General features: G+C 64.2%; 15 protein-coding genes and 1 riboswitch. Of the genes, 12 read left to right on the top strand and 3 right to left on the bottom strand.

What is annotated here, in order from left to right:
• Positions 1-44 precede the first annotated feature (44 nt).
• The 4 genes from hisN (at position 45) to ABH924_RS00485 (ending at position 4,161) form a co-directional block, all read left to right on the top strand.
• The gene (gene hisN, locus ABH924_RS00470; protein WP_234747948.1) at positions 45-857 is read left to right on the top strand and encodes a histidinol-phosphatase; all 813 of its coding nucleotides are present in this window, start codon (positions 45-47) and stop codon (positions 855-857) included.
• A gap of 161 nt (positions 858-1,018) precedes the next feature.
• Positions 1,019-1,131, top strand: a riboswitch (SAM riboswitch).
• A 35-nt stretch (positions 1,132-1,166) separates the two neighbouring features.
• Positions 1,167-2,591: an aminotransferase class V-fold PLP-dependent enzyme gene (locus ABH924_RS00475; protein WP_404496077.1), complete on the top strand. Its 1,425-nt coding sequence runs from the start codon at positions 1,167-1,169 to the stop codon at positions 2,589-2,591.
• Between the two features lie 50 nt (positions 2,592-2,641).
• Positions 2,642-3,418, top strand: coding sequence for a class I SAM-dependent methyltransferase (locus tag ABH924_RS00480; RefSeq protein ID WP_404496079.1), 777 nt, complete (start codon positions 2,642-2,644; stop codon positions 3,416-3,418).
• Between the two features lie 29 nt (positions 3,419-3,447).
• A complete protein-coding gene (locus ABH924_RS00485; protein ID WP_404496081.1) occupies positions 3,448-4,161 on the top strand; it encodes a metal-dependent transcriptional regulator in 714 nt (237 codons plus the stop codon).
• Positions 4,162-4,202: 41 nt separating this feature from the next.
• On the opposite strand, the gene ABH924_RS00490 is transcribed toward ABH924_RS00485, so the two are convergent.
• The gene (locus tag ABH924_RS00490) at positions 4,203-5,654 is read right to left on the bottom strand and encodes an MFS transporter (RefSeq protein ID WP_404496083.1); all 1,452 of its coding nucleotides are present in this window, start codon (positions 5,652-5,654) and stop codon (positions 4,203-4,205) included.
• Between the two features lie 74 nt (positions 5,655-5,728).
• Between ABH924_RS00490 and ABH924_RS00495 the strand changes: the two genes are divergently transcribed.
• Together ABH924_RS00495 and ABH924_RS00500 are read left to right on the top strand one after the other, a co-directional pair.
• Positions 5,729-6,103: a hypothetical protein gene (locus ABH924_RS00495; protein WP_234747956.1), complete on the top strand. Its 375-nt coding sequence runs from the start codon at positions 5,729-5,731 to the stop codon at positions 6,101-6,103.
• A 114-nt stretch (positions 6,104-6,217) separates the two neighbouring features.
• Positions 6,218-6,358 (top strand): hypothetical protein, encoded by a 141-nt coding sequence (locus tag ABH924_RS00500; protein WP_234747959.1) that lies wholly within the window; start codon positions 6,218-6,220, stop codon positions 6,356-6,358.
• 64 nt (positions 6,359-6,422) lie between these two features.
• Here the strand turns inward: ABH924_RS00500 and ABH924_RS00505 are convergent, their stop codons facing one another.
• Positions 6,423-7,421, bottom strand: coding sequence for a S1C family serine protease (locus ABH924_RS00505; RefSeq protein WP_234747961.1), 999 nt, complete (start codon positions 7,419-7,421; stop codon positions 6,423-6,425).
• 126 nt (positions 7,422-7,547) lie between these two features.
• Complete coding sequence (locus tag ABH924_RS00510) at positions 7,548-8,018, bottom strand: MarR family winged helix-turn-helix transcriptional regulator (RefSeq protein ID WP_404496086.1); 471 nt, start codon at positions 8,016-8,018, stop codon at positions 7,548-7,550.
• Positions 8,019-8,140: 122 nt separating this feature from the next.
• Between ABH924_RS00510 and ABH924_RS00515 the strand changes: the two genes are divergently transcribed.
• Genes ABH924_RS00515 through menE form a run of 6 tightly spaced genes read left to right on the top strand, consistent with a single transcriptional unit; the run spans position 8,141 to position 14,718 of the window.
• Positions 8,141-9,082 (top strand): SDR family NAD(P)-dependent oxidoreductase, encoded by a 942-nt coding sequence (locus ABH924_RS00515; RefSeq protein WP_404496088.1) that lies wholly within the window; start codon positions 8,141-8,143, stop codon positions 9,080-9,082.
• Between the two features lies 1 nt (position 9,083).
• Entirely contained in the window at positions 9,084-9,980 is an 897-nt protein-coding gene (locus ABH924_RS00520) for an amidohydrolase family protein (protein WP_404496090.1), read from the top strand.
• A 1-nt stretch (position 9,981) separates the two neighbouring features.
• Entirely contained in the window at positions 9,982-11,208 is a 1,227-nt protein-coding gene (locus ABH924_RS00525; protein ID WP_404496092.1) for an acyl-CoA dehydrogenase family protein, read from the top strand.
• 42 nt (positions 11,209-11,250) lie between these two features.
• Positions 11,251-11,706: a MaoC family dehydratase gene (locus ABH924_RS00530; RefSeq protein ID WP_234747973.1), complete on the top strand. Its 456-nt coding sequence runs from the start codon at positions 11,251-11,253 to the stop codon at positions 11,704-11,706.
• A 44-nt stretch (positions 11,707-11,750) separates the two neighbouring features.
• A complete protein-coding gene (locus ABH924_RS00535; protein WP_404496094.1) occupies positions 11,751-13,118 on the top strand; it encodes an MFS transporter in 1,368 nt (455 codons plus the stop codon).
• Positions 13,119-13,158: 40 nt separating this feature from the next.
• Positions 13,159-14,718 (top strand): o-succinylbenzoate--CoA ligase, encoded by a 1,560-nt coding sequence (gene menE, locus ABH924_RS00540; protein WP_404496095.1) that lies wholly within the window; start codon positions 13,159-13,161, stop codon positions 14,716-14,718.
• The last annotated feature ends 54 nt before the right edge of the window (positions 14,719-14,772 follow it).

Raw genomic sequence — 14,772 nt, forward strand, 5'->3', positions numbered from 1 at the left:
CCTACCTCCCCGGCTCACCGGCGAATAGACGGTAGTTTGGAACCATGACCCAACCCGATTCGAGCTACAACGACGACCTGCGGCTGGCACACGTCCTGGCCGACTCCGTCGATTCCCTGACAATGGAGCGGTTCAAGGCACTGGACCTCCAGGTCGAGACCAAACCCGACCTGAGCCCCGTCACCGATGCCGACAAAGCCGCCGAGGAAGCTATCCGCGGGCAGCTCTCCCGTTCCCGCCCCCGCGACGCCGTCCTCGGGGAAGAATTCGGCAGCACGGGCCACGGCTCGAGGCGTTGGATCATCGATCCCATCGACGGGACCAAGAACTTCGTGCGCGGCGTGCCCGTCTGGGCTACGTTGATCGCCCTCGTGGACGAGGGCGAGGTAGTAGTGGGGCTCGTGAGCGCTCCGGCGCTCGGCAAGCGTTGGTGGGCGGCCAAGGGCTCGGGCGCCTACATGGGCCGATCCCTGGCCGCAGCCACCCGGCTGAAGGTTTCCAACGTGTCGCGGCTTGAAGACGCCTCGCTTTCCTACTCCGAGCTGTCCGAGTGGAAGCAGCATGGTTCGCTGGACAGCTTCCTGGGCCTCGAGAACGATGTCTGGCGCAGCCGTGCGTACGGTGATTTCTGGTCCTACTGCCTGGTGGCCGAGGGCGCCGTGGACATCGCCGCGGAGCCGGAACTCCAGGTCTACGACATGGCGGCCTTGGTGCCGATCGTGACGGAAGCCGGCGGACGCTTCACGTCCCTCGACGGCGCGGATGGTCCCTTCGGCGGAAACGCCGTCGCTACCAACTCGATCCTGCACTCGGAGGTCCTCAAGAGGCTCAACCCCGAGCTCGACGACCTGCTCTAGTCCTCTCTCTTCACTGAACAAACGACGGCGGACGCCCCCTTTTGGGGGCGTCCGCTGCTTTTTCTTCGGCAGAACGCACAGTTTTCCGGCGGTGTAATAATCCGCTTAACAATCGCCGGTCACCTTGGAACCAGCCTTGCCGGTGTCCTAGGCTCTTTACAGGTCACGAGTGCCAGCGCGAAACCCCGGTTTGCTGGCCGGCAACCCTCCATCGCGGCGGGGTGCCCCGGGTGACGACCCGGCCGGTCCGGAACGGATGCGGCAAGCGCGGACCCCCTGTACGCAGGGGTCCCTCTTGAGTGAGGTCCAATGAGCACAGCCACATTTACTTCCCCGGCTCTTTCGCAGCACAACGAATCCGCACAGCAGCGCGGTGAATCGCTGCCCCGGGCATCCCGCCCACTTGCCGCGGTCACCGGCGCGGAGTTGCAGGCACCCTTGATCCAGGGTGGCCACATCCGCTACGCCAACCTCGACTACGGCGCGTCCGCACCTGCCCTGACCGTGGTTTCCGCGTACCTCAACGAGATCCTGCCGTACTACGCGAGCGTCCACCGCGGCGCAGGCTACGCCTCCCAGATCAGCACCTCGGTCTACGAAAACGCCCGCAACATCGTCCGTGACTTCGTTGGCGGGCGGCCGGACGATTCGGTCATTTTCACTCGCAACACCACAGATTCGCTCAATCTGCTGGCCGGCTGCTTGCCGGTCGAGGACGGTCGGCACCTTGGCGAAGTCCTTTACCTGGACATCGAGCACCACGCCAATCTCCTGCCGTGGCAAGGCGTCCCCCACCGCAGCATCGTTGCGGCGGGAACGTTGTCCGAGACCGTGTCCAATGTCCGCACGGCGCTCTCCCACGGGGGCGTCAGCCTCCTGGCTGTCACCGGCGCGTCGAACGTGACCGGCGAAATCCTGCCCATCAAGGACCTCGCTGCCTTGGCCCACGAATTCGGGGCGCGGATTGTGGTGGACGCGGCCCAGCTCGCCCCGCACCGCCGCATCGATATCGCCGCCGCGGATGTCGACTACTTGGTTTTCTCGGGGCACAAGCTCTATGCACCGTTCGGCGCCGGTGTCCTGGTGGGCCGCCCCGATTGGCTCGACGCCGGCACGCCGCACCTGGCAGGAGGCGGCGCCGTCCGCGAGGCGCGCCTCGATTCCGTCAGTTGGGCCACGGGACCGGCCAGGCACGAAGGCGGCTCGCCGAACGTGCTCGGCGCGGCCACCCTCGCCCGGGCCACGCAGGTCATTGCCAGCCTCGACCACGATGAATGGCACGCCCACGAGGCAGCCATCCGCTCGCATCTGGTCGAGGGCCTCAACCAAATCGACGGCGTGACCGTGCACCAGATCTTCAGCGACACCGATCCCCAGGACACCATCGGCGTCGTGAACTTCTCGCTCCAGGGCTACGACGCAGGACTGGTGGCGGCCTACCTTGCGGCCGAGCACGGCATTGGCCTGCGCGACGGACGCTTTTGCGCCCACCCGCTGCTCAAGCGCCTCGGCCTTCCCTCCGGATCCCTTCGAGCCAGTTTCGGCGTGGGCTCGCGCTTGGAAGACGCCACCCGGCTCATCGCGGGCATCCAAGCGCTCAAGAGCAATGGCCTCGGCTGGGACTACGTGGTGGATGCCGGCCGGTGGGTCCCGGCGAACGACCACCGAAGCTACCCGGAGTGGGCTCCCAACACTCCCGGGACCGCGGGCGCCGCTCCCTGCAGCACCGACTGATTGCGGTAGATTCGTAGGGTATTTTTCCTGTCCTACGAAGGAGTTCCTGCGTGGCCCCGCGACCCAAAGGCACCTCAGCCGGCCCCAAGCTCTATGAGGAGCGGCGCCTTGAACTCGGCCGGAGTTTCCAGGACGGCGGAGAACACTATGACCGTGTCCGGCCCGGCTACCCTGCGGATTCGGCTGACTGGCTGCTGCCTGAAGGTGCGCGGGACGCGGCAGACATCGGCGCCGGCACCGGAAAGTTCACCTCGCTCCTCGTCGAGCGCGGGCTGGCTGTATCCGCGGTGGACCCTTCCACGGACATGCTCACCCAACTGCGCAAAACGCATCCACAAGTGGTCGCCCTGGAGGGCACGGCCGAGGCAACTGGACTGGCGGACTCAGCATTCGACGTCGTCAGCGTTGCCCAGGCCTGGCACTGGTGCGATCCCCTCGCCGCCAGCACCGAGATCGCCCGGATCCTTCGACCCCAGGGCGTCATCGGCTTGATCTGGAACCAATTGGACACTTCAGTGCCCTGGGTCCATCGCTTGTCCCGCATCATGCATGCCGGCGATGTCCACAAACCGGACTTCCGGCCGGTGGTGGGCCCGGAGTTTGCGGGCCTCGAAAGTCACCTGACGCGCTGGGAGGATCCCGTGACTGCGGCCGACATCCTCGAACTCGTGAAGTCGCGCAGCTACTATCTGAGGGCGAATGACGCCAACCGGGCCAAGGTCATGGGCAATCTTCAGTGGTACCTCTTCGAACATCTGGGGCACGCTGAGGGCGAGGTCATCCCGTTGCCCTATCTCACCCAGAGCTGGCGGGCTCGGAAAGTCTGATTCGGCCGGTTCACGATAGGCTTGGAACCGTGAAGACCAGTGCGCCCTCCTCCTCGATCGAGGACTACGTCAAGGTCATCTACTCCTTCACGGAGTGGCAGGACAAACCCATCACGTCCTCACAGCTCGCGCAGCGGCTCGGTGTCGCCAATTCCTCCGTCTCGGAGATGGTCCGCAAGCTCAAGGACCAAGGCTTGGTGGACCACCAGCCCTACAGCGCCATTACCTTGACCCCCCAGGGAATGCAGCTCGCCCTGGGCATGGTCCGCCGGCACCGCCTGATCGAGACCTACCTCGTGAGGGAGTTGGGCTACAGCTGGGATGAAGTCCACGACGAGGCCGAGATGCTCGAGCACGCTGTCTCGGACACGTTCATCGATCGCATGGCAACCAAGCTGGGCAACCCCGGACGCGATCCCCATGGTGATCCCATCCCGGCTGCGGACGGTTCGGTGAGCCTGCCGCATGCGCACCGGATGATCGAGCTCGACGACGGCCATTCCGGGAAGATCACCCGGATCAGCGACGAAAACCCGGAGCTGCTGCGCTACCTGTCCGCCGAGGAAATCGACCTTGATGCCCGCGTCCAGGTGATTGGCCGCAAACCGTTCGGCGGTGCGCTGGTGGTCCGGATCGGAAAAGGTCCGGGCAGCCGCGACTACGATCTCGCTGATGAGGTCACTTCGGCGTTGTGGGTAGCCACGGACACCATCCACGAAGGCTGCGTCCTCGCGGAACGCTGACGAAGCTGTGACTGGAAAGCCGGTGTCTTGGAAAGTACTGTTCAGGCGCGCTGGGCAGCCGTCCCGCCGTCGTCGGCGGCTGGACCTTCCGGAGAGTCCATCACCGCAGCGCCCAGCACCGGGTTCCGGATCCCGACGGCGGATGCCGCCGCCCCGAGGAAGAACAGCACGGCGGTGACCACCACGGCATTCATGAGACCCTGGCGGCTGAAGACCGGGCCGATGATGAGTCCGGCAAATGCGATGCAGATCAAGCCCGCGATGCGGGCCACGGCGTTGTTCACTGCGGAGCCGATCCCTGCCTCTTCGGTGGGCACCGCGCCGAGGATAGCGGCGGTGAGGGGCGCCACCAAGGTGCTGAGGCCGATCCCGAAGACGATCTGCCCGGGCAGCACTTGCGTCCAGTAGTTCAAGGGCTCCTGGACGGCCAAGGTCATGAGAAAACCGATTCCGCAGATGAACGGCCCGGCCGTCATGAACCACCGCGGACCGTACTTGCCCGCGAGTCCGCCGAAGAATGAGGCCGTGAGCATCAGGAGGACCGTCGCGGGGAGCAACGCGATGCCCGCAGTAGTCGCTTTCATCCCTCCCATTTGCTGCAAGTAGATGCCTACGGCGAAGAAGCCGAGGGACAGGGCGCCGTAAATGGCGAGCGTCGCGATGTTTCCCCAACCGAAATTACGGATGCCGAAGAGCCGAAGGGGCAGCATTGGTTCCGGGGTCCTGGCTTCGTGGATCAGGAAGAGGACCAGGCCAACGGCTCCGACGGCGAGCGGCATCCAGACCACCATGTTGCTCCAGCCCATGCGCCCTTGTTCGATGAAGGCGTAGACCGGGCCACCGAGTCCCACCATGGCCAGGAACGCGCCAAGGTAGTCGATCTTCTTGCTTGTATCCGTGGCGGCATCGGACTTCCGCAGCCCCGCAAGGATCGGCCAGACGGCGACGGCCGGAATCACATTGATAAAGAAGATGACGCGCCAGGACAGCAGGTCGACCGATGCGCCGCCGATCAGCGGGGCGACGATGGCAGCCGCGCTGGTCCAGCCGGACCATTGGCCGATGGCTTTGGACTGCGCGGGCCCGGAGAAGAACGTGACGATCATGGCCAGCGAACTCGGGACAAGCAGGGCACCGGCGATCCCCTGCAGGGCCCGCGATACCACCAGCACCTCCCCGTTCCAGGCGAGACCGCACGTGACGGAGGTGAGGGTGAAGCCGGCGAGTCCCCATTCGAGGATGCGGGCGCGGCCGAAGTGGTCGGAGAGGGATCCGGCGACCAGGATCAGCGCGCCCAAGGTCAAAAGGTAGGCATCCACCACCCATTGCTGGATAACAAGTCCACCACCCAGTTCGCGGCCAATCGCGGGGAGCGCGAGGTTCACCACGAAGCCATCCAAAATGGCGATGAAGGAAGCCACAATAGCCACAACAAGGACCCGCTTTTGGAGCGGAGTGCTTGGCAGCAGGGCCGCTGCGTCGGTCATGAGCACAGCCTACGCCTGCTCGTCCGCTCCCGTCCGGATTCCTGCCCGATCCTGCCACGGCGAAATTCCCGTATCGTTGAATGGTGATTAGCAGACGTGACGCCGCACTGGCCCTTGATATTTCGATGGAAATGGCCCAACGCCACGGCATCCCCGCCAGGCTTTCAAAAGCCGAGCTGAGCGAGCTGCAAGACAATCCACCGCAGTGGCTCGTCCAATCCCGCGCCAACCGCACCGGCAAGCGTCCTGTGTGGGTGCACCTGAGCTGCGTCGTCTGCGGCTACACCGAGGCCGCCCGTCCCAAGAAATGGTGGCCGGAGTTCACCTACGTTTTCTGCGGCCACCACCGGAACAGCGAGGTTCCCGGAATCCTGCCCGGAGAGGTCCGCAGCGAGTACGAAGGAATCGGCTCACGATTCGTGGGCATTGTGGACGTCCCGGCTTCCGAAGCCTAGTTGCTCGGGCGTTCGGTTGCTTTCAACCGAAACAGGCGTAACTTACAAGGAGAGGGCCTTTCAGGACCCTCTTTGCAGGATCTTCAGGGAAGATCCGTAGTTAGGGAGCATGACATGCCTGACAAAGCGCCGCACCAGCACGAGACGAAAAAGAGTATCAAGACCATCAAGGAGAAACGGGCAGTGAAGCGTGCCAAGCACGAATCCGACGCCGCCGTGGATCCGGTGGCCCATTTGAGGATGCGGAAGAAATAGCAAAAAGCCGGAGCCATCGTGGCCCGGCTTTTTAGCTGAATGGTTCCGTCGTGACCCCGGCTCCTCATGAATCCGCGTCAGTCATTTCGCTGGGCACGGCGACAATCGCGTGGATCTTGCCGTCCCGGAGGACCGTCAGGAAGAACGGCTCCCCGATGGCCTGCGAAAACAAGAGTTTTTGAAGGCTCTCAGCACTGGATACGGCCCGCGACTGTGCGCTGAGGACCAGATCGCCCGCGAGCAGGCCTGCCCGCTCCGCCGGAGATCCGGCGATGACTTCCACCACCCGCAGCGCTTCCTTCTGGCCTGTCCGGATCACCGCACTCGCGTCCAACGGAATAGGGGTGCTCACCAAGCCAAGGTATGCCCGGCGGACCCGGCCGTCCTTCAGCAGGGCGGCGATGATCCGTTGGGTGGTGGTGTTGATGGGTACTGCAAGTCCGAGGCCCAAACCGGCCACGGCGGTGTTGATCCCCACAATCCGCCCTTTGGTGTCGGCAAGGGCTCCCCCGGAATTGCCCGGGTTCAACGCTGCGTCGGTCTGGATGACGTCCTCGATGACCCTGCTGTGCCGGCCGGACCTGACCGGGATGGAGCGTCCGAGGCCGCTGACGACGCCCGCGGTCACTGATCCTGCCAGTCCCAGCGGGTTACCCACGGCGATCACCAATTGGCCGACGTGCAGCGACTCCGCGTTGCCCAAGGTGGCCGGCGGCGGTGTGTGGTGCCCGCGGACGATTGCGAGATCGGACAAGGGATCCGCACCGACGAGTTCGACGTCGCTATGGGTTCCGTCGGCGAAGATTGCCCGCCCGGAGCGGAGCCCCGAGACTACGTGGGCGTTGGTCAGCATATAGCCGTCCCCCGTGAACACGACGGCCGATCCACTTCCGATCCTGACCTGGCCGTTTCTGCGGGCGCTGCTCATCTCCAATGCTGCAACATGCGGCGTGACTGTCTCTGCGACGTGCATCACTGTCCGCGAGTAGGCGTCCAAGGCTTCGTCATCCGACGGGGCGTCAGGGATGTCCTCGGGAAATACTTGTTCCGGCAACGTACTCATCGTGCACCTCCTGTAACCGGTGGTGTCTATATCAACGAATACGCTGCTTCGGTTAGTCCGTTCTGTCCTACGCCGTGGGTGAACTCTGTCACGCCGCTGATGATGGGGAAATTAACCCCACAATGCCTAGCCCCATAACGCTTTCCGCAGCAGTGCCTTGAGCTGGGCGACTTCCCCCTCGTCCAGCGCCGCCAGCACTTCGGATTCCGCGTGGCGGGCCGCAATGGCTGCTTGGGCAAGCAACCGGCTCCCCTTCGACGTCGCAGTCACCGTCTTGGCCCGGCGGTCCTGCTTGCCTGGCGCCCTGGCCACGAGCTTCCGCTTTTCAAGCTCGTCCACCAAGGCGACGATCTGGCTGGGGTCAAGGCTGAGGAAGTCCGCCAACTCCCGCTGGGTGGGCTCCAGGCCGCTGTTGGCCAGGATCAGCACTGAGTACGAGCGCTCCTTGAGGTCGAACTCAGCAAGCGCCCGGTTGTTCACGAGCGATCCGCCTGCATGGAGCTTGGCCAGCAGGAAACCCACGTCCTGGCTGATCGGAGCGGCGACCAGCCGGTCCTTCGTGGCAGCCTGTTGCTCGTCCTGCGCCTCGATCGTCATAACAAACTCCAATAATCTTCAAAATCAATCGTTGACATTTTCAACTATAAGTATTTTCATGGATACAGACAGCATCCCACGCCGAGGGCTTGGATGCACGGGTATCGAGCAAAGGAGCAGCGATGAGCCTGACAGGAAAAGTAGCGATTGTCACAGGAAGCGGTCGGGGACTGGGGCTGGCTTACGCCCGGGAACTCGCCCGTCAGGGCGCGGCAGTGGTCATCAACGACGTCGACGCCGAGGTGGCCGGCGAAGCGGTCCGGACCATCGAGGCCGACGGCGGCCGGGCAGTCGCCGCCGTCGCTCCCGTAGGCAGCACAGAAGCGGCGAAGCAGCTGGTGGAGGCGGCCGTCACGGAATTTGGCCGCCTGGACATCCTGGTCACCAACGCCGGCATCCTGCGGGACAAGAGCCTGCTGAAGATGACAGACGAAGACTTCGACCTGGTCATCAACGTCCACCTCCGCGGCACCTTTACGTGCGCCCGTGAGGCATTCGGCTACTTCAAGGAGAACGGGATCGGCGGCCGCATCATCGCCATCGGCTCCCCGACCGGGCAGCGCGGCAACTTCGGCCAGACAAACTACGCTGCAGCGAAGGCGGGAATCGTGGGCATGGTCCGGACCTGGGCACTGGAGATGAAGAAGGCCGGCGTCACTGCCAACGCCGTCATTCCCGTGGCCGCGACGGCAATGACCAAGACCATCCCGTACTTCCGGAAAGCGGTGGAGGCCGACGAGCGCGGCGAGGCCATGCCGCACTTCTTCCGCCACGAGCTTGGCTTTGGAACGGCCGACGACGTTTCCGGGCTCATTGCCTTCCTCGCCTCCGACGAAGCGGCCGGCATTACCGGCCAGGCCATCGGCGCCGGCGGAGACCGCCTCCAGCTATGGACCCACCCCGAAGCCGCCGCCACCGAATACCGTGAAGGCGGTTGGGGTTACCAGGACCTCGTGGAGAACTTCGGCCCGTTGTTCGGAGACAAGCTCCAGAGCGTCGGCGAGGAATTCCTGCCGCTCCCGGAGGAACTGCAGCCCGAAGCCGCCGCGGCTCAGGTCCGCTGACATGGCCGCACCCCAGCGCTACGAACTCGGCATCGACGCCTCGAAACTTGACGCTATCGACATGCACGTCCATCTCGAAGTGGACGGCCACGGCCACGAATCCCTGCCGCCGGCCCTGACGGAAGCTTCCGCGAAGTACTTCAAGGCCGAGGACCGCACGCCCTCGCTGGACCGGATCGCCGAGGTCTACCGGCAACTGAACATGGCCGCCGTCGTCTTCACCGTGGACGCCCGCACCCAGCTCAAGCACGAGCCCAACAGCATCCCCGAACTGATCGCGGGAGCCGCCAGGAACAACGACGTTCTGATCCCCTTCGGCAGCGTGGATCCACGCACCGGCGCCGAGGCCATCCAAGGCGCCAAGCACCAGGCGATCGACCTGGGCGCCCGGGGCTTCAAGTTCCATCCGAGCCTGCAAGGCTTCGATCCCTCCAACGAGCAGTTCTATCCGCTCTGGGAAACACTGCAGGAGCTGGGCCTCCCGGCCATCTTCCACACCGGCCAGAACGGCATGGGCGCCGGCCTGCCCGGAGGCTACGGCATCAAGCTGGCCTACTCCAACCCGCTGCTGCTCGACGCCGTGGCCGCGGACTTCCCCGGGCTGCAGATCATCATGGCCCACCCCTCGGTCCCCTGGCAGGATGAAGCCAACTCCATCGCCACGCACAAATCCAACATGTTCATCGATCTCTCCGGCTGGTCCCCCAAATACTTCCCCGAGTCACTGGTGCGCATGTCCAATTCCGTGCTGCAGGACAAGGTCCTTTTCGGCACGGACTTCCCGCTTATCACACCGCAGAAGTGGCTGGCCGCCTTCGCCGACCTCCCGCTCAAGGACGAAGTCCGGCCCAAGATCCTCAAGGACAACGCCGTGCGCCTACTCGGATTGGACGGCTGACATGAACCTGGAAACCCACGTGGAGACAGCGGCGGCGGAGCGCCTCTACGACATCTGCGACTACTACGACGCCGAGTCCCTCCTCACCGGGGACGAGCGCAGGGTCCTGGGCCGCTTGCGCGATTTTCTGGACCGCGAAGCGAAGCCACTGTTGGCGGACTACTGGGAGCGCGGCGAGTTCCCTGCCCAGTTGGCCCGGCCGCTCATCGATCTGGACCTGATGGAACCGGCGGAACTGACGGGTACCTCGGGCACAAACAATGCTCCTGCCCGGGGCATCTACCAAGGCTTCAGGATCTTCGAACTCGCCCGCACGGATGCTTCGCTGGCCACGTGGTATACGGCGCAAGCCGGCCTCTTCCGCACCGCCATACGGGTGGGCGCCTCGGAGGAGCAGCAGCGCGAGTGGATGCCGCGTGTAATCGATTTCTCGCTCAAGGGCGTCTTCTCGCTGACTGAACCGGAATCCGGCTCGGACATTGCCGGCGGACTCTCCACCACCGCGGATCGCGACGGCGATGACTGGGTGCTCCATGGTGCGAAGCGCTGGATCGGGGGCGCCTCCACGGCGGATGTCCTGGCCGTGTTCGCCCGCGATGTCGCGGACGGACAGGTCAAGGCGTTCCTCGTGGACCGCCAGGCAGCCGGGGTGAACTTGGAGAAGATCCACCGGAAGACCTCCTTGCGGATGATGCAAAACGCCCACATCACGCTCGACGGCGTCCGGGTCCCCGAATCCATGCGCCTGCACAACGTGAACTCCTTCAAGGACGTGGCGGCGATGCTCCGGGCCATGCGCTGTGATGTCGCCTGGATCGCGACCGGCATCCAGGCCGGCGCCTTCGAAGCAGCCCTCCGCTACGTCCGCGGGCGCCAACAGTTCGGCCGCCCGCTGGGTTCCTTCCAGCTGGTCCAGGAAAAGCTGGCCCGCATGCTTGGCAACCTCACGGCAAGCCTGTCCCTCGTGGTCAGGCTGACCGAACAGCAGGCACGCGGCGTCTACCGAGACCAGGACTCCGCGCTCGCCAAGATGCAAAGCTGCCTGGCCATGCGGGAAACAGTCGCCCTGGCCCGCGAGCTGGCAGGCGGCAACGGAATCACGCTCGAGAGTGATGTTGCCCGGTTCCACGCCGACGCCGAAGCCGTCTACTCCTACGAAGGAACACACGAAATCAACGCCCTGATCGTCGGGCGCGCACTCACGGGCGAGAGCGCCTTCACCCGATAACCCCACACTCTCTTCACCCACCACAACCACCAGGAGGCAACAATGCCCAATCTCGTCGTCGACTTCGACAAATTGCTCACCCTCGCCGGAACAGACCTCGGCGTCACCGAATACCGCGAAATCACCCAGGAACAGATCAACAAGTTCGCGGACGCGACCGGAGACGAGCAGTGGATCCACGTCGATCCGGAACGCGCCAAGGACGGCCCGTTCGGCGCCCCGATCGCTCACGGCTTCCTCACGCTCTCGCTCATCATCCCGTTCTGGGGCGAGCTGTTCGACGTCGAAGGCGTGACCACGAAAGTGAACTATGGCCTGGACAAGGTCCGTTTCACCTCCCCGGTCAAGGTGGGCGCGCGTATCCGTATGCAAGCCACCATCGCCGAAGTCACCGAGGTCAAGGGCGGCGCCCAGATCAAGGTGTCCAACACCATCGAAATCGAAGGCCAGGAACGCCCCGCAGTCGTGGCCGAATTCCTCGCCCGTTTCTACAAATAGCCCGCTTCTGCGGCACTCCCCCACCCCTGCTTTAAGGAACAACGATGTCCCAAATATCGCAGCTTCAATCCATGGACGCGGCTACCAAGCGCAAGGAAGCACGCACCGTCATTGCTTCCAGCTACCTGGGCAGCACCATCGAGTACTACGACTTCCTTCTCTATGCCACAGCCGCAGCAGTCGTCTTCCCCAAGGTCTTCTTCTCGGGAATGGACGACTGGGTGGGCGTCGTGGCCGCCTACGGAACTTTCGCCGCAGGATACGTGGCCCGTCCGCTGGGCGGGGTCATCTTCGGGCATTTCGGCGACAAACTGGGTCGAAAGGGAATGCTCATCGTCTCCATGTTGGTCATGGGCTTGGCTTCCGCGCTGATCGGCCTGGTCCCGGGCGCCTCGGTGGCCGGTCCGTGGGGAGCCGTGATGCTTGTTGTGCTCCGGGTCTTCCAGGGCATCGCCGTGGGCGGCGAGTGGGGCGGAGCCGCCTTGATGGCGCTGGAGCATTCGGAATCGGGGAAACGCGGCTTCGCGGCATCGTTCGTCAATGCGGGAGCGCCGTCGGGCGCCGTGCTCGGCACCCTCATCATGGGCGCTTTCTCGGCCCTGCCAAACTCCCAGTTCCTTGCCTGGGGCTGGCGCGTTCCCTTCCTGCTCTCGTTTGTCTTGCTCGCAGTGGGCATGTTCGTCCGGCTGAAAGTATCCGAGAGCCCCATCTTCAAAGCCGCCATCGAACAGGAAAGGGCGGCAGAGCAGGAAAGAGTGGCCAGGACCGCGGACAACCGCGCCGCCACGAAGCCCGTCATCCCGCTCCTCCAGGTGCTGCGCCGGCCCAAGACCCTGATCTTCACCATGCTCGCAGGTGCCGCCGGTTTTGCGCTCCAGGTGGTGCTGGCAACGTTCGCGGTCACCTTCGCGGTCTCCAAAGGCGCCGACCGCCAGGGCGTGCTGTATGCCTTCGCGGCCGCTTCTTTCATCTCCATCGCCTTCGTGATCCTTGGCGGCAGGCTCTCGGACAAGTTCGGCCGGAGGCCTGTGATGATCGGCGGTCTCGTACTCTTCATCGCCTATCTGGTCCCGATGTTCCAGCTGTTGTCCTCAAACAACATCCTCCTTGTCTTCGTCGCCTTCACGGTCGGCCTGATGATCCACTCAACGCTCTTCGGGCCACTGGCCGCCTTCGTGTCCGAGCAGTTCGGCACCACCTCCCGCTATACGGGAGCCTCGCTCGGTTACCAGCTCGCGACGCTCCTCGGTGCGGGCTTCACGCCGGGAATCGTGGCCCAGATCTTCAAGGATTCGGGCCAGAACACCGGCTCGGTGGTCTTCTATCTGGCTGAGATGTCCGTCGTCTCCATCATCTTCATCCTGTTGACCCGGGAACCGAAGAACAACGATTTGCAGACCGTCCGGCCTTGAGGCCGGGAAGGGTCTAGCTTGGGAATCAGAAAGGATCGTCATGGAGAATTTTGGCATCGGTTCGTGGCTGCAGCGCCGCCGCCCGAAGTCCGGAAGCAAGGTTGCACTGATCTCCGGAGACCGCCGACTCAGCTATGAGGAATTTGCGGAACGATCGGACAGGCTCGCCAACGCCCTCAAAGCCGGGGGCGTTGCCAAGGGCGACAGGGTGGCCTATCTCGGGGAAAACCATCCCGCTTTCCTGGAAACGCTTTTTGCCTGTGGGCAGCTCGGCGCGATCTTCGTGCCCCTCAACACCCGATTGGCGCCGCCGGAGATCAATTTCCAGCTTGAGGACTGCGGTGCCGTTGCGCTGATCCACTCCGCGAGCCTCAACGGTCTTGCGGCCAGCGGCGCGGAAGGCACCCTCGTGAGCCGGCGCGTCGTCGTCGGCGATTCCCTCCCGGGCGACAGTATCGCCGCTTCCGGAAGCGAAACCCCGACGGCGGCGGAGGACTATGAGGACGTCGTCGCCTCGGGAGCACCCCGGCATCTGGACGAGGAAATCGGGCTCGATGACGGGGCCATGATCCTTTACACATCCGGAACCACGGGACGCCCCAAGGGTGCATTGCTGACCCACGGCAACATCACTTGGAACTGCATCAACGTGATTGTCGACTTCGATTTCTCTTCCAGCGATGTAGCGCTCATGATCTCGCCGATGTTCCACGTAGCGTCGCTCGACATGGGAGTGTTGCCTACGCTTCTCAAGGGCGGGACCGTGGTCCTGGAGTCGAGGTTCGATCCCCAACGCACCCTTGAGCTCATCGAGCAACACAGAGCCACCACCATCAGCGGGGTGCCCACCACCTACCAGATGCTCTGCGAGCATCCGGCCTGGCCGACGTCGGACCTTGGCTCCCTCAGCAAGCTGACCTGCGGCGGATCGGCAGTTCCCATGCGCGTCCTCGAAGCGTACGAGGCGCGCGGACTGCACTTCTCCAACGGCTACGGAATGACCGAGACGGCGCCGGGCGCCACCACGCTGCCCGCCGCCAGGTCCCGGGACAAGGCGGGCTCTTCCGGGCTCCCGCACTTCTTCAGCGACGTCCGGATCGCCGACGTCGCAGGAGGCCTTGCCGAGCAGGGCGGCGTGGGGGAAATCCAGATCAAGGGTCCCAACGTCATCCACGAATACTGGAACCGGCCTGACGCCACTGCCGAATCGTATGAGGACGGCGGCTGGTTCAAGTCCGGAGACATGGGCTACAAGGACGCAGACGGATTCGTCTTCGTCTCGGACAGGCTCAAGGACATGATCATCTCGGGCGGCGAGAACATTTACCCGGCAGAGGTGGAACAAGCGATCGGTGAACTCGACGCCGTGGGCAGCGTAGCGGTCATCGGCGTGCCGGACGAGAAATGGGGCGAGGTGCCACGCGCCGTGGTGGTGCTACGCGAGGGAGCCCTTTTGACCGAGGACGAACTCAAGGAGCACCTGGCCGGCAGGCTGGCCCGCTACAAGATCCCGAAGACTGTGGTGTTCGTGGACGACATGCCGCGTACGGCCAGCGGAAAGATCCGCAAGAGCGAGCTTCGCCGGAGCACCGTAGCCTGAAGGATCCGCTTCTAAGGTGCTGGCGTATCAGCGCCGCCACGGCACGGAAGAGGA

It is taken from the genome of Arthrobacter sp. GAS37, assembly GCF_044908325.1.
Taxonomy (GTDB): Bacteria; Actinomycetota; Actinomycetes; order Actinomycetales; family Micrococcaceae; genus Arthrobacter; species Arthrobacter ramosus.

Coding starts and splice junctions, on each gene's coding strand:
- ABH924_RS00535 (WP_404496094.1), top strand. CDS start 11,751: ATGTCCCAAATATCGCAGCTTCAATCCATGGACGCGGCTACCAAGCGC.
- ABH924_RS00475 (WP_404496077.1), top strand. CDS start 1,167: ATGAGCACAGCCACATTTACTTCCCCGGCTCTTTCGCAGCACAACGAA.
- hisN (WP_234747948.1), top strand. CDS start 45: ATGACCCAACCCGATTCGAGCTACAACGACGACCTGCGGCTGGCACAC.
- ABH924_RS00510 (WP_404496086.1), bottom strand. CDS start 8,018: ATGACGATCGAGGCGCAGGACGAGCAACAGGCTGCCACGAAGGACCGG.
- ABH924_RS00525 (WP_404496092.1), top strand. CDS start 9,982: ATGAACCTGGAAACCCACGTGGAGACAGCGGCGGCGGAGCGCCTCTAC.
- ABH924_RS00500 (WP_234747959.1), top strand. CDS start 6,218: ATGCCTGACAAAGCGCCGCACCAGCACGAGACGAAAAAGAGTATCAAG.
- ABH924_RS00505 (WP_234747961.1), bottom strand. CDS start 7,421: ATGAGTACGTTGCCGGAACAAGTATTTCCCGAGGACATCCCTGACGCC.
- menE (WP_404496095.1), top strand. CDS start 13,159: ATGGAGAATTTTGGCATCGGTTCGTGGCTGCAGCGCCGCCGCCCGAAG.
- ABH924_RS00495 (WP_234747956.1), top strand. CDS start 5,729: ATGGTGATTAGCAGACGTGACGCCGCACTGGCCCTTGATATTTCGATG.
- ABH924_RS00515 (WP_404496088.1), top strand. CDS start 8,141: ATGAGCCTGACAGGAAAAGTAGCGATTGTCACAGGAAGCGGTCGGGGA.
- ABH924_RS00520 (WP_404496090.1), top strand. CDS start 9,084: ATGGCCGCACCCCAGCGCTACGAACTCGGCATCGACGCCTCGAAACTT.
- ABH924_RS00530 (WP_234747973.1), top strand. CDS start 11,251: ATGCCCAATCTCGTCGTCGACTTCGACAAATTGCTCACCCTCGCCGGA.